This window comes from Pseudomonas sp. MAG733B (genome assembly GCF_036884845.1).
Taxonomy (GTDB): domain Bacteria; phylum Pseudomonadota; class Gammaproteobacteria; order Pseudomonadales; family Pseudomonadaceae; genus Aquipseudomonas.
This window is the reverse complement of record NZ_CP145732.1, coordinates 403888-426325: the sequence shown is the minus strand read 5'-3', so window position 1 is coordinate 426325 and position 22438 is coordinate 403888. Positions and strand designations below refer to the sequence as shown.

At 57.8% G+C, this 22438-nt stretch carries 11 protein-coding genes; all 11 read right to left on the bottom strand.

What is annotated here, in order from left to right; genetic code table 11:
* Positions 1-4: 4 nt before the first annotated feature.
* The gene (locus V6Z53_RS01960) at positions 5-4609 is read right to left on the bottom strand and encodes a DUF6543 domain-containing protein (protein ID WP_338583909.1); all 4605 of its coding nucleotides are present in this window, start codon (positions 4607-4609) and stop codon (positions 5-7) included.
* 158 nt (positions 4610-4767) lie between these two features.
* Positions 4768-5868, bottom strand: a complete 1101-nt coding sequence (locus tag V6Z53_RS01955; protein ID WP_338583908.1) for a polyamine ABC transporter substrate-binding protein — start codon at positions 5866-5868, stop codon at positions 4768-4770.
* 15 nt (positions 5869-5883) lie between these two features.
* Complete coding sequence (locus V6Z53_RS01950; RefSeq protein WP_338583907.1) at positions 5884-6912, bottom strand: histone deacetylase family protein; 1029 nt, start codon at positions 6910-6912, stop codon at positions 5884-5886.
* A 262-nt stretch (positions 6913-7174) separates the two neighbouring features.
* Complete coding sequence (locus V6Z53_RS01945) at positions 7175-8173, bottom strand: AraC family transcriptional regulator (protein ID WP_338583906.1); 999 nt, start codon at positions 8171-8173, stop codon at positions 7175-7177.
* Between the two features lie 104 nt (positions 8174-8277).
* A complete protein-coding gene (locus V6Z53_RS01940) occupies positions 8278-12912 on the bottom strand; it encodes a DUF6543 domain-containing protein (RefSeq protein ID WP_338583905.1) in 4635 nt (1544 codons plus the stop codon).
* A gap of 127 nt (positions 12913-13039) precedes the next feature.
* The gene (locus V6Z53_RS01935) at positions 13040-14044 is read right to left on the bottom strand and encodes an asparaginase (protein ID WP_338583904.1); all 1005 of its coding nucleotides are present in this window, start codon (positions 14042-14044) and stop codon (positions 13040-13042) included.
* Between the two features lie 167 nt (positions 14045-14211).
* A complete protein-coding gene (locus tag V6Z53_RS01930; RefSeq protein WP_338583903.1) occupies positions 14212-15660 on the bottom strand; it encodes an alanine/glycine:cation symporter family protein in 1449 nt (482 codons plus the stop codon).
* A gap of 512 nt (positions 15661-16172) precedes the next feature.
* Positions 16173-16790, bottom strand: coding sequence for a GAD-like domain-containing protein (locus V6Z53_RS01925; RefSeq protein WP_338583902.1), 618 nt, complete (start codon positions 16788-16790; stop codon positions 16173-16175).
* 17 nt (positions 16791-16807) lie between these two features.
* The gene (locus V6Z53_RS01920; protein WP_338583901.1) at positions 16808-18157 is read right to left on the bottom strand and encodes a DUF6861 domain-containing protein; all 1350 of its coding nucleotides are present in this window, start codon (positions 18155-18157) and stop codon (positions 16808-16810) included.
* Between the two features lie 460 nt (positions 18158-18617).
* Positions 18618-19289, bottom strand: a complete 672-nt coding sequence (locus V6Z53_RS01915) for a DUF2931 family protein (RefSeq protein WP_338583900.1) — start codon at positions 19287-19289, stop codon at positions 18618-18620.
* Positions 19282-22434 (bottom strand): type VI secretion system tip protein TssI/VgrG, encoded by a 3153-nt coding sequence (gene tssI / locus V6Z53_RS01910; protein WP_338583899.1) that lies wholly within the window; start codon positions 22432-22434, stop codon positions 19282-19284. Before tssI ends, V6Z53_RS01915 begins: the two co-directional genes overlap by 8 nt.
* Positions 22435-22438 lie beyond the last annotated feature (4 nt).

Genomic DNA, 22438 nt, shown 5'->3' with positions numbered 1-22438 from the left:
CGGTTCAGGCTTGGGCGAAGAACAGCGTGCGCGCCAGTTGCGGGCTGATTTCGCTGCGATAGATTGCGATCACCTGCGGGTTGGTCGTGGCCGAGCGCAGGTCTAATGCACCTGCCAGCAGCCGTTGTTCACGCAGTTTCAAATGCGCGGCGGTGAATGCGTCGGCCGGCGCATCCAGGCTGGTGTAGTGGAAGTGGGCGTACCACAGTGTTTTCTGCGTGCGGCGCTCACGAATTTCATACTCTTGCAGATAGTCCTTGCGCGGGCCCTTCAGGCGACGTCGCTCGCCGGTGCGCGCAATATCGATTTCCTCTTTGCTCAACAGCCATTGGACACGAGCCGCGGTGGGCGGTTGGTCCTTGGTCATCTCTATGCGTATCCGGTTACCTTCGGCGTACAGTCGCTCGCATGCCTCGGTCAATTCCTTGGTCAAGGTTGACGCGGTATCCGCCGGGCCGTCGGTCAAGTTCGAGCGCAATACGGCTTGTTCCAGGGATCGAGCCGCCTGGCCAAGTTGATCGGCTTTGTGCTGGAACAACTCTTCGATTTCCACCGGGATACGGCCTGGTTTTTTTGCGCTCGTTTCGGTTTGGCGGATGAAGTTTTCCAGATCATCGAGCATCGTCCGGCCATGGATGATTTGCTCCTCGAGCGCCGGCGGTTGCGCTTGCGGCCGGCGACGTCTGGCCGACACCCGTTCAAGCCACACGCCAGGTGTTTTTTCGTGAAAGGTGGCGATCACCTTGCCAGTCATGGGCGCACGTACCTCCAACAGCACCGGTTCTCCTGGCGCCGAAGGACGAACTTCACCAACGACCGTGCCGTTGAAGCGCGTTTTGACTACCCGTTTGCGTGAGACCGGTGTCGGCCTCGAAGGCCCGGGACGCGGCTCCAGAGCCTGTTGCTCGCGCAACAACTGCACCAGATAGGCCTCGGCGTCCTGCTGGAACTCGCTGACTCGCGAGCGCAGGTGCTTGAACGGTTGCTCCAGCACCGCGTCGTTGTGGCTGACAGTGAAGTCCTCGAAGGACTGGTCGATCGCGGCAAACTGTTCGAGCATGCCATTGAGCGCCTCGATTCGTTCTTTCGCGATCCACGTGCTGCCTTCCAGCATCAGTTCCTGGGAGGTCTGGATTACCAGGTTGGTCGTGTCGAGCAGGCGTGTTAAATCGTTTCGGGCTTCGGTCAGCGAGACAGTGTCACCTTCTTTGAGGCACACCTCGCGGGCCAGCGAGATCTGCAGCGCTTTGAGATCGTTAAGGGTGAAAGCAGGCAGTTTTGCCTTGTAGGTGCTGGCTATTTCGGTGGCACTTCTGCCCAGTCGACTCAGCGACAGGAAACGTGATTGCGCAAACTCGATTTTGCCGATTACACCTTCGGTCAGGTCGACCATTTTTTGATAAGTCACACGGTCACCGGCGGCACCAGCCGTTTCTTCAGCCTCAAGCAGGGCCAGGGTCTCTCGCAGGGTTTGAGTGAACGCCGGGGTTTTTTCTTCGAGCCATACCTGGTTGAAAAACAGCTGAGTGCCCAGCATTTCGGCCATGTCTTTGCGGTAACTGGAAACCGTATCGAGCAGGTTCAACGAATTCAGCTGCTCGATTGGGGCGGCGTAGTCACTGGTGCGCTGGTCGAGTTTTTCGAGAAATGTCTGCTGTAGCCCGGCCTTCGTTTGGTCGGTGGCCGCTTTCAACTGGTTGAAAGCATCCGTCAGCTCTTTGCGTGCGCTTTCGCTTTGGTCGTTGAAGTCCTTCAACTGTTTCTTGAGTTCGGCGATGCGCTGACGGTTTTGCTGTTTCAACGCTTTGCGCCGGGTCGACAAACCTCCGCCACGCAAACGCAGGCGAGTGTCGACGAACCACTCGCCGCGCTGATTGCGGATCAGTGCGGGGCCAGGACCTTGGGGCTCGGGCCCTGAATCGATGATCGACACTTCACCGGTTTCTTCGACGGCTACTTCGAACCAGCGCTCGCCGACGGGCGCGTAGTAGCTTTTTTCGTGCCGATAAAGGTGTTGGTGGATACCCGCTGCGCTATCGGGAGACGTGAGATTTTCGGGTTTGGTGATTGCGAAGCGATCCAGGGTTTTGCTCAGGTTCAGGACGGTATCGGTGGCGACTGAAATGTGGTGCTGTGTGGCCGTGGGCTCGCCGACGATGTCGGGCAGTTGAACCAGGGTCAACGGTGTCGCTACCGGTTTTTCCGCAACCTCTACCGTTGGCGTTGCCGGTCTCTCTTCCCGAATTGCCCGGGATGTCGGACGGCGTGTGCTGGCGCGATGGGCGAGCACCATGGCCAGGGTCAGCAACAGGTCGGTCATGGCTGTTTTGCGTTGTTCGGCGTTGCCTTCCTCGCTCGTGTCGAGGGTCTGCTGCAGATCATCGAGTACCTGCCAGATCCAGGCCGCCGTTCCGACAGTTCGGCCCAGAAAGGGCAATGCCGCATTGAGGATCTTCCAGGCTGCCTGCTTGAAAGTCGCCCAGCGATTTTCCGCGTTGGACACCGATTGCCGTTGTGCCAGTTCGACCAGCGCGTTGACGTCGGCCTTGTACAGGTTGGCGAGGTAATCCGTAGCGAGGACTCGAGTGCCCAAGGTCAGCGGACCGCTCATTTGCAGCGAGGTCAGTGGGTCGGCCAGCAGTTGCGAAACACTCCAGACCGAAGGCAGGTCTGCGGTGAACACGTAGTCGGCGTAATTCGCGCGAACTTCGTCGGGCAGCCAGGCGAGTACGGATTCGCGCAGCTTTGGAGAATGCCGGATGGCATAGATCAGGTTGGCCGGCGTCGGGTATTGGCTCAAGGGCTGGTCGAGCAGAGGCCGATAGAGCAGGCACGGTCCTTTGTCCATCTGCCGGGGGCCGATCACGAACATGTTGTTCACTTCATCCGTGGATGCCCCTGTACGCCAGGCAGGAGTGAATGCCAGCGGACGAATGACGATTTCCTGTCCGTCGACCCAGCGTTTGGCGTCGAGGATCTGCACCACGGCAGCGACATAGCGATAGCCCAGTTCGTCAATCCCACCCTGAGTGCGGATCTTTTGCTGCAAGGCCAGCAGTGGCAGCTCGACGCGTAAGCGACTGGTAAACAAATTCTGACGGCGCAGGCTTTCAAGGGGATCGTCGAGCAGTTTGCTTTTGATCAGCTTCGGATAGGTTTGCCCGATATCGACCTTGACGATCAACGTTTCCAGGTAGCTGACCGTCAACCACGCCGGCAGCACCGTAGCGCTGGTGCTGCGTATGGATTTATTGCCCAACGGCAGGGCGATCAGGTTTTGCAGCGCCAGATCGACCAGGTTCAAGGTGGTGCGCTCCGGCCCCACGGGCGGCGCAAAACTGCCCCAGACCACGACGCTGTCGATCACGATCTCGATGTTTTCGAGCTGTAAATTTTTCGCCTCGGGATGCTCGGAAAGCATGGCATCGCGCAGTTGCTCCAGTGCGAATTCGCGGATCGGTTTGATACCTTCCTGGAAGGACTGCCCGGCGTTTTTATTCTGTACGCTCGCCAGATCCATCAGATGACGGCTGTAGGCGGTGAGATCGCCTGATGAAGCGCTGGCCATCCAGTCTGGCAGTGCCTGCTCGACCAGGTTGAAGCGCGAGGGCGCCTGATTGTCCGATGGATCGAGCTCGTTCGTGGTGCGACTGATGTGGGGGGCGAGATCGGGATTTGCTTCTTCGCGATTGTTTGCCAGCGCGGCAATCGAGTCCGCTTGCAGGGCGATCAAGGTGCACGCCAAATGGTCGAAAAAATTACCCTCGGGTTCAATCAGGCGCCATTGCAGGGTGTTCCCGGGTATTTGCCCGCTGGTGTACGCCTGCAAGGATTCGCCCAATTTCTGCAACGACTCGAAGGTCTGGAAACCATGGGTAATGGTGTGGCTGACGATCAACGTGCGGCTGCCCACAGTTCCGATCAGGACAGCCATATCCAGGGTGTTGAGGTGGGTCGAGACACTCTCGTTCTTGTAGTCCAGGTCGATCAGGCAAGCGCGAGACCGAAAGCGGTCGTGCGTCATGCGTGTGTTTTTGTCCGGGTAGGTGAACAGATTGCGGGCCATCTCGCATTGCTCGTTCTCCCAGTTCGGGTTGGTTTCGATGTTCCACAGTTCACGCAGCGAGTGGGACAACTCCTTCCAGCGCGGGGTCGAGGGACTGGTGAGCCGGTTCCAGTAGTCGACCTGCTGCTCTTGAAATGCATCGAACAGCAGCGGCGCCAACTCATTGAGCAAACGCCCGATGGCTTCGATGCTGACGGGCAACTGCGCCGGTGTCGGCTCCAGTGGCTGCAGGGTGAGGTAGTGCTCGCCCTCCAGGTAAATCATCGGTGTTTGCGCGATGCCGTGGCGTACCAAGGCATCCGTCAGCGATTCGAAGTGTCGTGGTCCGGCTACGACGCGCTGTTCGCGTAGTGCCCAGGTCGGTGTGACCACCATCGCCAGGCGGGGGTCGATAGACAGCTGCGGATACAGCGTTTTCAGCGCCGGTTGCAGCGCATGGGTGGCGACTTCCCTGATCGATGGCCCCGCCACCAATTGGGTGAGCAGGGCGTCTTGATCGGCGGGGAGTTCGGGTACGACGGGAGGGCTGGATACTTCGGTCATGGTCACATCCTTTGTGAGGCGGCACCGTTGAACGTACGGCGCGCGTATCACTGCAAGGTATTGACCGGCGGGACGGCATTGGCGGTATATAAATATCGCGAGCAAAAAAAAGACCTGCGTAAACGCAGGTCTTGATGACGACGAGAGCGGAACGGGTGTCAGGTGCCGGACTTGATCTTGGTCCAGGCGCGGGTCCGTGCACGTTCGGCATCGCGCGGCAACGGTTGCAGGGTGTAGAGCGTGCTCATCGCCGTGTCGGTCGGGTACAGGTTCGGGTTGTTGCGGATCGCCGGGTCGACCAGTTCCGTGGCGTCCTTGTTCGGGTTCGGGTAACCGACGAAGTCGCTGACCGGCGCAATCACCTGCGGTTGCAGCAGGTAGTTGATGAAGGTGTAGGCGTCTTCGGTGTTTTTCGCACCCTTCGGAATCGCCAGCATGTCGAACCAGATCGGCGCGCCTTCCTTTGGCAAACGCATGTCGACGGTCACACCGTTCTTGGCTTCCTTGGCGCGGTTGGCGGCTTGCGAGAAACTGCCGGAATAACCGACCGCGACGCAGATGTCACCGTTGGCGATGTCGGCCATGTACTTCGACGAATGGAAGTAGGTCACGTACGGGCGGATCTTCATCAACAATGCTTCAGCCTTGGCGTAGTCCGCCGGCTTCTTGCTGTTGGGGTCCAGACCGAGGTGTTGCAGGGCCAGTGGCAGGATCTCCGACGGCGAGTCGAGCAGGGCGACGCCGCACTGCTTGAGCTTGCTGATGTTCTCTTCCTTGAAGATCAGGTCCCAACTGTCCACCGGCGCATCGGCACCGAGGGCGGCCTTGACCTTGTCCGGGTTGAAGCCAATGAGGATGGTGCCGTACATGTAGGGCACGGCGAATTTGTTGCCCGGATCGTTGGCCTCGATCAGCTTCATCAGCTTGGGATCGAGGTGGTTCCAGTTCGGCAACTTGCTGCGGTCCAGGGGCTGGAACACCCCGGCTTCGATCTGTTTGGCGAGGAACACGTTGGACGGCACCACCACGTCGTAGCCGGAGTTGCCGGTCAACAACTTGGCCTCCAGCGCTTCGTTGGTGTCGAAGATGTCGTAGATCAGTTTGGTCTGGGTGTTCTGCGCCTTGAAGTCTTCCAGGGCTTTGGGGGTGATGTAGTCGAACCAGTTGTAGACGCGCAACGTTCGTTCTTCGGCGTGCGCCGCGCCGCTGAGCACCGTGGCGCACAGGGCTGGAACCATAAAACGCTTAAGACTTTTCATGCTTCTACTTCCTCATCAAGCGCTTTCGAAACCTTCGAGAACGTTCACGGCATTGATGCCGATTTCTTCGACCGCGTAACCGCCTTCCATCACGAACAGCGTCGGCACGCCGAGACCGGCGATGCGTTTGCCCATGGCCAGGTAATCCGGGCTGTCGAGTTTGAATTGCGAGATCGGGTCGTCCTTGAACGTGTCGACGCCCAGGGACACGACAACGATGTCGGCACCGTAGTTTTCGATCTCTTTGCAGGCCTGTTCCAGCGCGGCGCTCCAGGTCTCCCAACCTGAACCGGCAGCCAACGGATAGTTGAAGTTGAAGCCTTCGCCAGCGCCTTCACCCAGCTCATCTTCGTAGCCGAGGAAGAACGGAAACTCGGCTTCCGGATGACCGTGAATCGAGGTGAACAGCACGTCGCTGCGCTCGTAGAAAATCGATTGGGTGCCGTTGCCGTGGTGGTAGTCGACGTCGAGGATCGCGACCTTCTTGTGACCCTGATCGAGGAACGCCTGCGCGGCGATGGCGGCGTTGTTGAGGTAGCAATAACCGCCCATCAAGTCGCCGGCAGCGTGGTGTCCCGGTGGACGGCACAGGGCGAAGGCCGCGCGGGCGCCGCGCTGAATTTCTGCTTGGGCGGTGAGCGCAACTTGCGCCGCGCTGTAGGCCGCTTGCCACGTGCCGGCGGTAATCGGCGCGCCGCCGTCGAAGCTGTAATAGCCGAGCTCGCCGTGCAGGCTGGTGGGTTTGATGCGGCGCAACGTTCGCGCGGGCCAGGTGTAAGGCAGCAAGTCACCGTCGGTGTTGAACTCGGTCCAACGGGCCCAGGCGCCTTTGAAGAAGTCGAGATAGTCGCGGCTGTGAATACGCTCGATCGGCCCGAGGCCGAAATCCTTCGGCGCTTCGACCGGGCCGAGGTTTTGTTTTTGCACCCGCGAAAGCACGTGGTCGGCACGCGAAGGCATTTCGAAGCAGGGCTTGAGTTGCCCGTCTATCAATTCGCAACGGCCGTGGTGCAGGTGGTGATCGTCCGAGTAGATGGTCAGCATTTCTTGTTCTCCGCAGGCTGATTCGGTTGAACACAGTCTTGCGGCGCAGACGGATTTGGAGAACGGCAGGAAAGGCCAAAAGGGGATCGATATGGCCAATAAGTCTGACCGAAATTCGCCCCTTTTTATTGCGCCAGGCCCCGGCATGGCGCGTGGAATGCGGACCCTGTGGGAGCGGGCTTGCCCGCGAAGGCGGCATTACAACCAATATAGATGTGCCGGATGTACAGGCCTCTTCGCGGGCAAGCCCGCTCCCACAGGGTTATCCGTGTGGCCGGAATTGGCTGGGCGCCACACCACTCCACCGCACAAACGCATGCCGAAAACTCGCGGTCTCACTGAAACCCAACGCCTCGGCAATCTGATAGATCGGCAGCTGATCTTCGCAGAGCATTTGCTTGGCCTGCTCGAAGCGCAGTTCATCGAGCAACTCTTGGTAGCTGCAACCCATATCCTTGAGGTGCCGACGTAACGTGCGCGCCGAGCAATTCATCTGCTCGGCCAGGCCTTCCAGCCCTGGCGCGGCGTTCAGTTGCGCACTGAGCAACTGCCGAATACGCCCCAGCCACGCCTGGCGCCCGGTGAACTCGAGGTTCTGCTTGCGGCATCGCTCGGCCATGGTTTGATGGGTAATCGCGTCAGCGAGCGGCAACGGTTGATCGAGCCAGCGCCTGTCGAAGGCGAAGGCATTGTTTGGTGCGTCGAAGTGCAGCGGGCAGTCGAAGTGTTGCGCGTAGCTCGCTTCGTAGTCGGGCGCGGCATGCTCGAAGCGTGCGCCGAGCAAGGGCAGGGGATGGCCGAGCAGATCGTCACAAGTGACTTTCAGCGATACCAGGCAGAACTCGGCATTGAACGTCGCCATGGACGGGCTCTCGCGGTAGTCGGCGGCAGCGAACCAGACACGCTCGCCGTCGTCCTCCAGGCTCAGTTCGAAAAGTGTTCCCAGCAACGCCGGATAACGCATCGCCAACCGCAAAGCGTCACCGAAGGTGGCACTGGTGAGCAGCGCGTAACCGAGAATGCCGTAGCAGGAGACGTGCATCCGTCGGCCCAGTTCCAGGCCGATATCGCGTTTGAGCGCGACGGCGTTGGCGCAAACCTGCATCTCTTGATTGGTGGTGATGCGCGTGTCGGCGCGGTTCAGATCCGCCGCACTGATGCCGCTGCCGGCCAGCAGCGCCTCGCTGGACAAGCCTTCGTCCTTGAAAGCGTTGAGCACCAGAGAGACAGCATTGAGCGTGGTGAGGTGGGAGTGAAGCATGGGAAGCACCGGTCTTTGTTTGAACGGGACGGAGCAAGTAACGTGCCGTGATCGAGGCGCCCTCGCGTTGGCGAGGGCGCACTGACGTAACAACTATGGGTGACTCATTCGGTCCCGAAGAAGATCTGCCTGGCCTGCTCCAGCCCGATCATGCTGCGGTAGTACGCGAGCTGTTGCGCTCCATATAGACCTGTGGCGGTGTCGGCGGCCGGTCCCATTTGTTGCTCTTGCGGGGTTTTCAGGCGCCCGTAGAGGAAGGATTTGGCGGGAACCCAAGAGGTGGAATACAGGAAATGCGCATACCAGAGCACCTCACGGGTTTTCGGATCGGTGAGCTTGTATTCATCCAGGTACAGCGTCCTGCCGGTTTTCACGCGGCGCCGGGTAATGGTTTTTGCAATGCTCAGTGCGTTTTCGCCCACCAGCCATTTAATCCCCGCCGGGGTGGGTGGTTGTTCCTTGGTCATCCTCAGCATGTTGGTGGTGGCCTGCTCATAGAGACTATCCACCGCATCACTGAGGGCTTTATTGACCTGCGCGGCGGAGTTTGTGGTGCTCTCGGTGACATTGCGGTCGGTCAATGCTTGATCAATTGCGCTACTGGCGTGCTCAAGCTCCATCGCATGCTGATGAAAGAGGTATTCGATCCCGCCAGGCGAGCGTCCTGGCTGCTTCAGTTGTTCGGCCATGCGCGTATTGAACGCTTCTAGTCCGTCGAGTAACGCTTGGCCTTTGTTGATGCTGATCTGCAAATCCGGCTTTGCGGGTTCGGTTGTTGGGCTCGTCAAACGTTCCACCCAGACGCCCGGAGTTTTCTCGTGGAAGGTGGCAATGACCTTGTCGGTGAGCGGTGACGTGATATCCACCAGATCAGTCTCCAGGCCCTGCGCAGTGAGACGTGGCTGGCCAATGAGAACACCGTTGTAGCGCGTCCTGATGAACTTCCTCCTGGGCCTCGGCGGTTGCACGGGCAGCGTGGGCCTGGCGCGTAAAGCATCCCTTTCTTCAACCAGCAGCACCAGTTCGTGGACCGCACGGTTTTTGAACGCCTCAAGCTGTTGGCGCAGCCGTTCCAGCGGCGACTCAAGGACGTGTGCAGCGTACGTATTCTTGAAATCCAGCAAGCGCTCGTCGATGACGTTGAACTGTTCAACCAGGTCGTTGAGGCTGTCGACGCGCTCGTCCAGACGCGACACGCTGCGCTCATCCAGCGTGTCGCGCAGCGCCCGCACGGCGATGTCGGCGGTGTCGACAATCCGGTCAATGGTCGACCAGGCTTGCGCTTGCGTCGCAACGGTACTTTCGGGAAGGCACAGATTGCGCGCGATCGTCACCTGGAGGGTCTTGAGGTCATCGAGCGAGTAGGCGGGTAATCGTTCGCGAGTCTGCTGGATCAGCCGCAGGCCTTCTCTTTCCAGCGGCCTGAGCTCGGCAAATCGCGATTGAATGCTTTCCAGGCGGGTGATCATGTCCTGGGTCATTTCGCTCATTTGCCGGGCATCTTCGATTTGGCGCTCCTGTGGCGCTTCGGCTTGGCGTTCGATATGGCTTAGCACAGCGCGCAATTTGGGACTGAAGGTGATGAGCTTTTCCCCAATGCCCGCACGGATAAGTTCCAGTTGGGCGCTCAGGTACCCCAGCGCCTTCTGCTGGAAGTCCGCGGTGGGCGAAAACACATGCAACGTTATGAGGTCTCGAAGAGCGACTGCGTACTCGGTTTGTTGAGATTCCAGTTTTTGAAGGTAGAGCTGGCGCTTGGCTTGAACGGTCTCTGCGCTCGCGCTGGTGATCGCTTGATGGGCCTGTTGCAGTTCGTTTTGCGCAGCTTTCTTGCGTTTTTCAAACGCCGTCAGTTTGGTACGCAGTTCCTTGGCTTTGAGCGCGGCTTGAGCCTTGGCCATTTTCGTCAGGCTCTTTGGTCCGCCGCCTCGCAGACGCAGGCGCGTGTCGATGAACCATTGGCCCTTGAGGTTGTGGGTCAAGGCCGGGCCGGTGCGATCAGCCTGTTTGGGGTCGATGATCATGACCGTGCCTTCGTCATCCACCGAAACTTCGAACCAATTCGCACCTACCGGCGCGTACCATTTTTTCTCGAGGCCATAGAGGTGCCGATGAATACCTTCCTTGGTATTGGCGCTGCCAAGTTTTTCGGGCCGAGTGATTTTGAAGCGTTCCAGAGTGGTTGCCAGACTGCCGGGCGTTCGATTTACAGCGCCACTGATGTTCAGGGTTTGCTGGATGTTGGGCGCTGCACTGTCAGTGGTTTTGGCGAGTTGTTTGATGCTGACTGTTTTCGCTGCCGGCTCTGTTGTGAGGGGAGGTTCAGACGTGGGGGCGAGTTTTGTCAGGCGCTTGCCCGATGTGCTTTGGGTGGCGATATGGAGCGTGATCGCCATGCCGAGGTTGAGCAACAGGTCGGTCAGCGCCGCCCATTGTTCAGGCTTGTCGTTTTTTTCCTGCGCATCATGCAGCTGTTGAAGCTGGTCCATGATCTGCCAGATCCAGGCCGAGATTGCGACCGTACGCCCCAAAAAAGGCAGCACCGTGTTGAACAGTGTCCAACCAGACTGCCTGAAGCTGGCCCAGCGGTTTTCGGCGTTCGACACTGACTCGCGATCTGCAAGCTCAACCAATGCGTCCGTGTTGGACTTGAACAGGGCGGCGAACACATCACCCTCCAATGCCTGTTTGCCCAGCATCATCGGCCCGGTCATTGTCGTGAGTTTCTCCGGGTCGACCAGAAATTCGGCAATGGCCCACGGTGAAGGCAATGCACCCTGAAAAACGTAATTGGCGTAGTCGCTGCGCGCGCTGTCCGGCAACCAGGCCAACACGGATTCACGCAGACTGGCGGATTGCTGGATGGCATACAACAAATTGGTGGGCGAGGGGTATTGCGTCAATGGTTCGTCAAGCATCGGTCGATACAACAGGCATGGGCCGGCTGTCGGGTCCCGCGGGCCGATCACGAACATGTTGGCGACCACATCCTCGGAGCCATGCTTTCGACGCTTGGGAACAAAGGCCAGCGGGCGAATGACGATGGTTTGCCCTTCAACGACACGGTTATCCACATCGGGCTCCATCGCAGCCACAACGTAGCGGTAGCCGCGTGCGTCGATGCCGGCCTGTTCGCGGATCTGACATTGCAAGGCAAGCAGCGGTAACTGAATTCGCAGGTGTTGGGTAAACAGGGTTTGCCGGCGCGAGGATTCTTTTGGATCGTCGAGCAGTGTGCTTTTTATCAAAGCCGGGTAGGCCTTGCCGATATCGGCCTCGGTGATAAGGCCTTCGACATACTTCACGGTCAACCACTCTGGCAGGGTTTTGCCCCTGGTGGAGTGAAGGGTCTTGTTTCCATTGGGCAACGCAATCAGGTTCTGCAAGGCGAGATCGGCAATGCTGAATGTGTAGCTGTCGATCTTGCCCGGAACGGCAAAGGTGCCCCAGATGACAGGGCTCTGGACGCGTATCTGAATCATGGCCAGATCAAGCTCGAAGTCCGCCTTCTGCTGTGCCGTGACGGCATGCTCTACGGTCTTTTGCATATGCAGTGCGTTGAGCTCGTTCAGTGCGTATTGCTTGATCGGCAGTATGCCGTCCAGATAAGACTTGCCGGCATTCTGGCTGTGCAGCGCCGCCAGGTCTTTCAAGTGCCGTGAAAAGTTGTTCAGGTCCGGCAGCGGTGCCGAACTCAGCCAGTCGGGCAGTGCGTCTTTGAACCATTCAATATCAGGGCCTGGCTTCGAAGTGGTCTCGACGGTTTCGGGTGCGGGCGGCTGCGCGGTCAGCGGCTTACCCGGATTGGCATGCCCGGGATCGGAGAAATCAAGGGAGCCGATGACATTGATCTGGATCGAGATCAATGCGCAGGCCTGGTAATCAAAGAAGTTGTCGCTGGGCTCTATCTGCCGCCACTGTATTTCCTGATGGGACACGGATGTGCTCAGGTGATCCGGGAGCGTTTGGCCAAATTTTTCCAGGGAATCGAATTTTTCATACCCCTTGAGCAGCGAATGGGTAAGGACGATGGTGCGCTCCTTATGCGTGCCCACCAGCATCGCTATCGACACCTCGCTCAGGTGTGTCACTTTCTCCCCGTCGACCAGGTCGATGCCCACCAGATAGGCTTTGCTTTGATAAACATCGTCCAGCTTGCGGCTCGCCAGGTCCGGGGAGCGGAACAGGTTGCGCGCCATGCTGCAATCATCGTCATTCCAACCCTCGACCTTGTCGACATTCCAGAAATTGCGCAGGGTGCTTGAGAGTTCATGCCAGCGCGGACCGGCGCTGCCATTGGTCGTGTTCCAGAATGCCAACTGTTGCTCCTGAAAAGCCGAAAGCATCACCGGGGCGAGCAGATTGATGAGTTTGGCGATTTCGTCGATCCGCACCGGCAAATGGATGGCGGGTTCAGTGATGGGCTGTTGAACCAGAAAGTGTTCGCCCTCGATGTAAAGGGCTGGAATGGCGGACACCGTTTGATCGGCGAGGATTTCTGTCAACGCCTGATACCGGGTGGGACCGGCCACGATTTCATCGTCGACGATTTTCCACGTCGGCGTGCCGAGCATGGTAATGGCGGGGTCGATATCCAGTGCCGGATACAGCGTTTGCAAATGCTGGCGTAAAAGGACGGCCGCGACCTCTCTCAGGTCGGGACCGACGCTGAGTTGTGTGATCAAGGCCTCGGTCGGGGCCGGAATTCGCGGTGTTGAGGTTAAGACTGGTGTGCTCATGGTGCATCCCTGCATTACAAAAAATGGAGTGACCCGAGAACAAAGCTCGGGTCACTCCATGCTAGGGAGGCATCAATCAGCAGAGGTGGTAGTTATTTATACGCCAGCAGTTTTTTGAGCTGGCGACTCAGCTCAATTCGCCGCACAGGTCCAGTTCGACCAGGCGCCGTACCTCGGCGGTTGCCAGCCCTGCACCCAGCAGCGCCTGCAACTTACCGAACGCCGCTTCGCGGGTCATGCCGCCGCCTGACAGCACGCCGACGCCACGCAGGCGACTGCCGGCCTCGTAGACATCCAGCTCCACGCCGCCTTCGTGGCATTGCGTGACAGCGACCACCACCACACCGTTGTCTCGCGCACGACTGAGGCTGGCGAGAAACTCGGGGTTATCGCTCGGGCCGGTGCCACTGCCGTAGCACTCCAGCACCAGACCCTGAATGCCACCGTCGAGCAGGCCATCAACGATTGCGGCGCTGATACCTGGAAACAACGGCAACACAGCAACATTCGCCAATTGTTTAGGTTGGTTGTAATTCAGTTGCGTTGGAATCGAAGTCGCCTTCACGCCACCGCCCTGACGCTCCAGGCGCTTGAACGGATGCCGACCGAAGCTGCGTACTTTCGCGCAACGGGTCGGGTCCAGCAGTTCGCCGTGGAAGTACAAATGCACGCCCGGCGCCAGGCCTTGGCCCAAGGCAACCAGCGCACCACCGAGGTTCTCCCAGGCGTCGCTGTCGGTCACGCCGGCCGGCAACATCGAACCGGTAAAACACACGCGGGCATGCAGCCCCAATAGCTGAAAACTCATCGCCGCCGCGCTGTAGGCGAGGGTGTCGGTGCCGTGCAGGATCAGCACGCTATCGCAGCCCTGAACGTCCACCGCATCGACCACCGCCTCGCGCAGTTGCTGCCAGTACGTCGGCGTCATGTTGGCGCTGTCGATCAGCGGCGACATCTCACGAAAACGCCATTGCGGCACCACCAGCTCAGGCTGGCTGTGCAGGTATTCGCGCATCCGCGCTTCAAAACCGGACGCCGGGGCCAGGCCGTTGGCGCTGGCCTGCATGCCGATGGTGCCACCGGTGTAGAGCACCATGACGTGCTGGGCGGCAGGGTAGGTCGAGGAATTCATGGAGGGTCTCCGGAACTATGAGTTCCTGTGGGAGCGAGCTTGCTCGCGATAGCGGTAGGACAGACATCGCTATGTTGCCTGACAGTGCGCTATCGCGAGCAAGCTCGCTCCCACAGTTTTTCGAACTTTAACTGACAGGCGCGGAGGATGCGCCTGTCGTTTACCGATCAGCGTTGCGCTGCGGTCACACCGTGCAACTCAGCTTGCGCCTGAGGAGCGGCTGGCGGGTTCGCCGGCCAGGCCTGACGGTCCAGATCCAGGTCCGGGAACTTGGCGGAGTCGAACACCGGCGTCTTGATCCCGGCGGCACGCTGGTCATCGTAGTCACGCAGGATGCGCATGCCGACCTTGAACAGCAGGAACAGCGCGATCAGGTTGACGAACGCGAGCAGGGTCATGGTGATGTCGGCGAAGGCAAACACGGTGCCGAGGTTCTCGATGGCGCCCCAGAAAATCAACACCAGCACCAGCGCGCGGTAGCCCATCAACGCCTTGCGGTTTTCACCGATCAAAAAGCGCAGGTTGCTCTCGCCCAGGTAGTAGTTGTAGAGGATCGAGGTGAACACGAACAACGCCAGCGCCACGGAGATGAACATCCGGCCCCAGTCACCGACCACGGCGGCCAGCGAGTTCTGGGTCAGGGCAATGCCATCGCCTTCGAAGCCCGGGGTGTAGAAACCCGAAAGCAGAATCAGCAACGCGGTGCAGGTGCAGATCACGAAGGTATCGAGGAACACGCTGAACGCCTGCACCACGCCTTGCGCCACCGGGTGCTCGACCGCCGCCACCGCTGCCACGTTCGGCGCACTGCCCAGGCCTGCTTCGTTGGCGAACACGCCACGCTTCACGCCCATGACAATGGCGCTGCCGATCAGCCCGCCGAAGGCCTGGTCGAGACCGAAGGCGCTCTTGACGATGGTCATCAGCATGCCCGGCACTTGGTCGAATTGCAGCACGATCACGTAGATCGTCACGCCGATGTACACCAGGGTTTTCACCGGCACCAACAGGTCTGCGACCTTGGCGATGCGCTTGATCCCGCCGACGAACACCAGGCCCAACAGCACGGCCAGGCCGATGCCGGTGTAGGTCGTGTCCAGACCGAACGCGTTGTTCAACGAGTGGGTCACGGCGTGGGCTTGCAGGCCGTTGAAGGCGAACCCGAAAGTCACCAGCAACAGGAACGCCATGAGCATCCCCAACCAGCGTTTTTGCAAACCGTGCTGGATGTAATAGGACGGGCCGCCACGGAACTGACCTTCGGAATCGCAGCGCTTGTATAGCTGGCCGAGGGAGCATTCGAAGAAGCTGCTGGACATGCCGACCAGCGCGGTCACCCACATCCAGAACACCGCACCGGGCCCGCCGAGGGTCACGGCAATGCCGACACCGGCAATGTTGCCCGCACCGACGCGGCCGGCGAGGCTGAGCATCAACGCCTGGAACGAACTGAGTTGCCCGGCGCTGCTTTTGAGGCTGTCGCGGAACACCGCGAACATGTGGAAGAAGTGACGCAATTGAACGAAACGCGAGCGGATCGTGAAGTAGCTACCGAGCCCGACAATGAGCACGATCAGTACTTTCCCTGAGAGGAAGTCGTTAATGACTTCGAGCATGGATTATTCCTCGCTGTTTTTTGTGTAGGCAAATGCTCGCCGGAACAGACACATCGCGTTACACCCGTTGGCGTACGGCACAACAGGCGAGGCGAAGAGTTCGTCCCGGTTTCATATCGCGGGTTTGTTATTAGTTCGGGTTTCGCATGGGTGAGGTCTCGCTACCGACGACCGCTCATGCGAAGAGGGGCGGCACTATACCGATGACGGCACGGTCCGTCTGCACAGTTGTAGTGCATTCGATGACATCCGTTGACTCTTGTTCGTCCTACACCGCCGTAAGATCAGTCGCACATAGGCACCGATACGCCCTACATACTCGTGACCTCCTCCAGAGTTCGCTCTGCCTCCTTGGCCCGACGCTTGCACCATCCGAATGTGCTGCGTCTGCACAGCTTTGAAGTAGACACACATTACCGTCGGCGTCTTCGTCACCACTGCCCCGGCACTGTACGACGCCCTTCAATACGCGATTGCCGTGGTTGCGACGCTGGTCCGCTCTTATACCTGCTTTAAAGGTCTGAAAAACTATAGGGCTTAAGCTCGGTGATCTGGGACAGCAGTGTCAGGTGTTCCACCGCCTTCACTTTCTCTAAATGATCAAGGGTATCCGGGCCGCCGAACATCAACGCTGGAACGAAGCCGTACATCTCGTCGTGACGCAGGGTGCCGAGCTTTTTCTTTGCTGGTTTGAACAGGTCGCCGTAATTGTTGTATCTAATTTCCGTGGAAAGAAGAAAATTTTGCAGTTCTTTATTCAATTGCTCCCCTGCAAATATCGAAGTATGGGTTGTATAACGAGAAAGGCAGCTCGTGATTGTCAGCGAAGCGCCGGATTTTTCGCCCCATAGATGCAAATGACCAAAGGCGCTGCGAGCGATGAGGTGGTAGTTATCAAGTGCTTCAAATTTTGTCCCTTCAATCCAGGACGCTACAACCCCCTCATACTCCTGAGGATTCACGATCCAGAAAATCCCTTCGCCATAGCCGCACCAGCCATGTTCGATCCAGTATTCCAGCAGCTGATTGGGGAGCTTGTCTCTATAACGCTCGATAGTAGATGTCGGTACTTCCTGCCGATCAAAGGGTTCGCCAAATTTTTCTATAAATCGTGCAAATACTCTGTCCACACCAGTCCCCTTATTACTTAGCATTTATGCAGTTTTACATTCAGGAAAGTTGACTCGCGCATTGATGGAGGAACGCCTTCAGCTGCAGCCTTCAAATTTGCGTTTTTCGGTCTCCACTGCGGACCGATACTGGAGTTGACTTGTCGATCACCAAAATCGGCGATGACATCTTTCCCACCGGCGCTCAGATCGGGATTATGCAGTCCTGCAAGATTTGACATTGTTTCCTTGGCTTTTCTGATGGCAGCATCTTCGGCGTCGAATACGTCCATAGTTTGCGAAAACTCACCTTGAAAGCGCTTTTGCAATTGAGCTTCCAAAGCCTCTCGGGCTTGAGTCGCGGTAGCTCTGCTTCGCTTCACCGGATTAGCAATATTCTCCAGATACTCATCAACCGTCAGCCGATTCAATCCGTCTTCTTGCCCCTTCAACTGCCGTTCGAATTCACCGATTTTAGACGTCGGCAGCTTATCTGCTTTGAAGCATTCGACTTTATGAAGCGGCATGGCGTTCGGTTTGTCACGGGGTGCGTTTTTGTCTTTTCCAGGTGGTCGACTTGTTGGCGGCATTGGCTCCAGCGAGCTCAGTGCGCCCCTGCGTGGTGCTGAAGTTTGCAGGTCGGGTCGTTTTTTCAGGGCGTCCTCATGCTTGAGCATCCATTCGCCTAACCGCGCACCTTTACGGCTGGCTCGCATTTCCTGAGCAAGGACGCCCGCATTACCTCGACCGCGTGTGATGTACGCAACGATGGCGCCCAGCAGCAGGACGACAACCTCCACATGGCCAAGTGCAATTTCATGGGCGGCACTGTGAAGGGCAGAAGAATCGTCCTGCCTGAATGGCTCTAATCCTCTCTCGCCGCGCGTGCCGTTCCACGCGATTTTGATGCCGCGCAAGTAATACTCGCCAATGCGAGGTAAGCCCTCGACGAAAAACTCGGCAATGGACGTGAGGCCGAGGATTCCCAAAATCCACGTGCTGACCTGCAACCCCATTGCGGCACCCGCAGCGCCCATGGGAATGGCACCTGCCCCTGCGAGAAATGAGCCTGCACCCGCGCCGATTGCTCCACCGGCCAGCACACTGCCCGCGACGATCATTGCCATTTGAGTAACGACGCCGATCAGTTCGTTGAGGATGCTGGCGATATCGAGGTCAGCGAAACGTTGCCTCAGTAAGCGGCTAGCTTCCCACTCGGCCTGAGTGAATGCAGACCTGACGCTGCTGATACGACGGATATTGAGAGCGCGAGAGGGGGCAGGCTCGTTGAAATGCGTGCGATAGCTGGCACCTCCCTGGTAGCCCATATCATGGGTTATACGATTTTCAATCTCGTGCCATGTGGGCACGATTTGCCATACAAACATCCGAGTGTCTCCCTGACAATCCGCCCGTTCATGAACGACTCATCCCAGCGTCCATTGCTGAAATACGCTAACAACGTATTGAAAGGGTTGATGTAGGAAAGCTCTTTTGCTCTAGTCGGAAACCTCCCTCATTTCATGATGTTGCTGGTTTGATCGGAGTGAGTTCGCGTTCGTTTACGAAAAAAGGGGACGCTACAAGCTGCACCTGATCCGGACTTGCACGTCCGAGTCACTGATTTTGCGGTGACGGAAAGAGGGTATCGGTGCCGGCCCAAGTCGACTAGTTCACGCACAGCCCGGCGTGTTGAAGGAAATGTCCGAGAGATTTACGGGGCACAGGATCAAAAGATCGCAGCCTTCGGCAGCTCCTACAAGATTGTGTTTCTTCGGGTGTAGGCAAAACCAAATATAGGAGCGAGCTTGCTCGCGATGGTGGTACAGACATCGGGATGCTCTTGCATTACCAAGAGTCATAAGGGATCCCGAATTTTTCGATGTAGGCTTGCGACTCCGGTGATAAAGGCAATGCATATCGGCCTTCATTTTTTCCCTGAGACGGTCCTTTTTTGCTGATGGTGCCGACTACCCGAGCTATTTCAATCGACTTCAGGCAGGGCCCACCCAGCCAGACCTTGGCGATGCCTCCGGGTGCCAGGCCAATACCGATATCGTTGCGGTAGTCGGTAATCCACTTGGCATCCGCTCTGCAAAAAGCCTTTTCAGGTTTGCGCATGATTTCCCGAGCGGATTCGGGAATGACGATGTAGGCCTCATAGGTTTGCGGTTCGGCCAGGGATTGCCAGCGCACGTAAATCAGGCGGGGTAAGTCGGCGCCAGTGACGTCTCGGCCTTTGCCACCACCTGGATTCTCGGGCCAGCCAGCGGGCTTCCCTTTGTTATCCGGTGGTGTTTGTATCGAAGCAATTCCGGCGCCTGCTCGACGAAAAACACGCTCCTGAATATCTACGACGTCCGCCGTTTCAATCCAAACCTCCATGTAATCCGGGGCTCCAAAGCCCAAGAACCATCCCTCATGATTAGATGATTGCGCAAAGCATTGCGTGCAACCCGATAACACCAACCCGAAAAGCAGAACTGTGACTTTTTTGATGAGTCGGGCAGCGTTATTCATTGGGGTGCACCACGCGCTGGAGTTTTTCTGTAGGCCGATTGATAAAAATTACACTCATGTCGCTGCTGTTTAGGCCTTTGGCTGCGTTCCAGTGAGCGGAAAGGTGGATATAGCGACGGCGTAACAGTTCCACTTCACTGATCATCAAGCCGGGAGCTGGTGATTCCCCCAACGCGTACGCCTGGAGTTTTTTATGGATAGGCACCAACTCTTCGGGTAACACTAAAGTTGGAATATCGGGGATAACCTTGAAGGGCACATCATGCTTGATCGCCAGTTCACGCATGATGCGCAAGTACACCAACGACAGTTCGCCATGCACCTGGCGTTCGATGCCGGCAGCCGCAAAAAGCTTTTTCCGCGGGTAGGGATGTTCCCTAGAAGGCTCTATCGGTCTATCCCAGAGCACCACTCTTAGTTCTTTGCGGGAACCATCGAAATCGATCACGCCTTTGTCATACCACGCGCGCATTTCCTTCTCGGCGGATAGGTAGGCAAAACTGCGGGTCTCTTCCATGCCTCGACTGATCTCGCTCGTTGCCGGTTTACTCAACAGGAGCTTTTCTCTGGCTCTCGGCAGGTAGCCGCCGCCGAGGTCCGAGTGCACGCCGGGCAGGACGATATCCAGACTACCGAGACTATTGAGGGCAAAGTTTTCACGGATTTCGTCACGGGCAACCAGATGCACCACTTTATTGGCGCAGCCATCGGGAAGCATCAAATTGACGCCGGGATTATTGTTGTTGCTGAGTGTGAAATCGAAACGCAAAGGGTTGGCGATCGCAGCGACGGTATCGAACAGGCCGATAAAGTTGATGGTGACTTCAGCGTTAAGGCGCCAGTTGAAGCTGCCGGATAAAGCGGGGGAGCCGGGCGGCAGTGCGTTCGCCAAAATGCTGTGCTCGCCCTTGAGTACTTCATTAGCAAAATGTCGCGCCGCTGCGGCGCCCCGGCTGAAACCAAAGATATCGAATTCTATTTTTTCGATGATTACGTTGGGGTTTTGCTTTTGCAGCAAACGCAGCTGCTTCACGATTTTTTCCGGACTTTGTTCTACGCGAGCAACTACACCTGTTTCGCCTATACCCATCATTTGTGAATGTATGGAGTCTGTTTTATTGTGCCTGGTACCAATTCCGTCGATGTAAACCGCGATCGATGCGGTTTTCGAGGTTTCCGGCACCAAGCTGTATGAGTGATCGGTGTAGAGTTCATACAGCCGGGCAATATTACTCACATCATTCCCATAACTATTATCCGGCGAGCTCCCATCCCCGTCGTACCCATACCTTGCGCAATGCTGCCGGATGTCTTCCGCAACCTCGGCCAAATCCACATCAGGGGCATAGCAGGCCGCGACGGTTTCGCTGTTGGCCTTGTTGTTGCCCGTGCCATCGAAGAAAACGCCGATCCGCAGGGTAATCCCTTGCAGCTCGACCTCTTCTTCCTCTTCCTCCAGCTCAGCCCAATCTTGCTCTGCCGATGGCGCAGGCATGACGGACGCCAGCAAGCCGGCAGCGGGCACCACCAATAGCGCCTGAGCGGGTTTACCCGTTCTGGGTGAACCGCCGACCTTGATCTCGCTGCTGCTGAATATGCCGTTGGCGTTCATCACGATATGGTGACCACCCGCCTTCAAAGTAATGCTTTCGCCACCGTCCACTACAAGGTTTGAGCCTGCCTTGATGTGCACGTGCTGCCCGGCTTCGACGACGAGCGTTTGATCAACGTTGGTGTAATGGTTGGAGGCGTGCAGGTAGTCATCGGTGTTCACCCGGACCTTGCGATCGCCGTTGACGGTGTGATGTTCTTCCGCCTCCAGTACCGAAATGCTGTTGCCCTTGATGGTTTCCCGGCGTTCGTTGCCCACTTCCAGTCGGCTGTCGTTGCCGACCTTCTGTTCCATATCCCGCTGGGCGCGCAGGTAGACCAACTCTTGCCCGGCGCGATCTTCGATCGACAGTTCGTTGTAGCCGCCGTTATGCGGTGAGCTGCGGCTGCGCAGTACGGTTCTGGTTTTGTTTTCGGGCAAAGGGTAGGGCTGCGACATGACCCTGTTAGGCAAGCAACCGGTGATGAGCGGGTAGTCGGGGTTTCCGTCCAGATAGGTGACGATCACTTCCATGCCGACACGCGGAACGGTGACCGCACCAAAACCTTCCCCCGCCCAGCCGGTTGAAACCCTTAACCAGCAACTGCTGTGCTCGTTGTTGCGCTCGGCGCGATCCCAATGAAATTCGACTTTGACGCGACCATAGTCATCGCAATAAATCTCCTGGCCGGGAGGCCCGGTGACGCGGGCGGTCTGGCAAACCAGCGGCGTTCTTTGCGAGGGCAGCGGCGGGCGATAGAACACATCCCAGGGAATAGCGCTGAAGCTGTTGCGATAACCCTGGGTAAAGTCATCTTCAGATTCGCGAATGCTGGTGATCGATTCTTCCAGGACCTGAGGCTGTTTGCCGTGGTGGCTTACGCTGAGCAGTAGCCATAGATCGTTGCAGGTTTCGCGCGGATGGTCCGTCAGGTTGAAAAAATGACCGCTGCGCAAGTACGGTTGATCGCTTGTGCCCTCCGCCAATTGATAGTCAACACGGTGTCGCTCAAGCGTCTGCCGGGCCAGTTGTTTGCCGTGGTTTTCGTTTTCGCTGAACAGCGGGTAACGATAGTCCTCCAGCGCCGGCCAGAGTTCGGTGGACACACGACTTTCCAGCAAACGGTTCGGACGTTTCCGGTCATAGTGCCGCTGTGTGGTACCGCTGGTGCGCATGCTGAAACGTCTGGAGAACCGGCTGACGACCGGATGCTCCGCCACCATTCCAGAGCCATCCAGATACGGCGTTTCTCCCAGTTTTGGGAAGTAAGTCTGGTCATCGGTAAATACCAGCAGATGACCTTCGCGGGAATGTTGGTGATGCCATGCGATACCGTCCTCGGCACACAGGCGTTGGACAAACTCGAAATCCGTTTCCCCGTACTGAGTGCAATAGTTACGAGGGGCTCCGGTCTTGACGTGGAAGGCAAAAGCGTCGGCCAGGATGCCGTGCCGCTTGAGTACCTGGGTGATGATTTGCGGCACCGTCTGGTCTTGAAAAATCCGGTGATCGTGCCTGAACTGCAAATTGTGCAGGGCCGGCACCAGGTTCACGCTG

What these genes read in the sequence shown, in the direction of transcription:
- V6Z53_RS01960 (WP_338583909.1), bottom strand. Translation starts at nt 4,609, where the DNA reads ATGACCGAAGTATCCAGCCCTCCCGTCGTACCCGAACTCCCCGCCGAT.
- V6Z53_RS01955 (WP_338583908.1), bottom strand. Translation starts at nt 5,868, where the DNA reads ATGAAAAGTCTTAAGCGTTTTATGGTTCCAGCCCTGTGCGCCACGGTG.
- V6Z53_RS01950 (WP_338583907.1), bottom strand. Translation starts at nt 6,912, where the DNA reads ATGCTGACCATCTACTCGGACGATCACCACCTGCACCACGGCCGTTGC.
- V6Z53_RS01945 (WP_338583906.1), bottom strand. Translation starts at nt 8,173, where the DNA reads ATGCTTCACTCCCACCTCACCACGCTCAATGCTGTCTCTCTGGTGCTC.
- V6Z53_RS01940 (WP_338583905.1), bottom strand. Translation starts at nt 12,912, where the DNA reads ATGAGCACACCAGTCTTAACCTCAACACCGCGAATTCCGGCCCCGACC.
- V6Z53_RS01935 (WP_338583904.1), bottom strand. Translation starts at nt 14,044, where the DNA reads ATGAATTCCTCGACCTACCCTGCCGCCCAGCACGTCATGGTGCTCTAC.
- V6Z53_RS01930 (WP_338583903.1), bottom strand. Translation starts at nt 15,660, where the DNA reads ATGCTCGAAGTCATTAACGACTTCCTCTCAGGGAAAGTACTGATCGTG.
- V6Z53_RS01920 (WP_338583901.1), bottom strand. Translation starts at nt 18,157, where the DNA reads ATGTTTGTATGGCAAATCGTGCCCACATGGCACGAGATTGAAAATCGT.
- V6Z53_RS01915 (WP_338583900.1), bottom strand. Translation starts at nt 19,289, where the DNA reads ATGAATAACGCTGCCCGACTCATCAAAAAAGTCACAGTTCTGCTTTTC.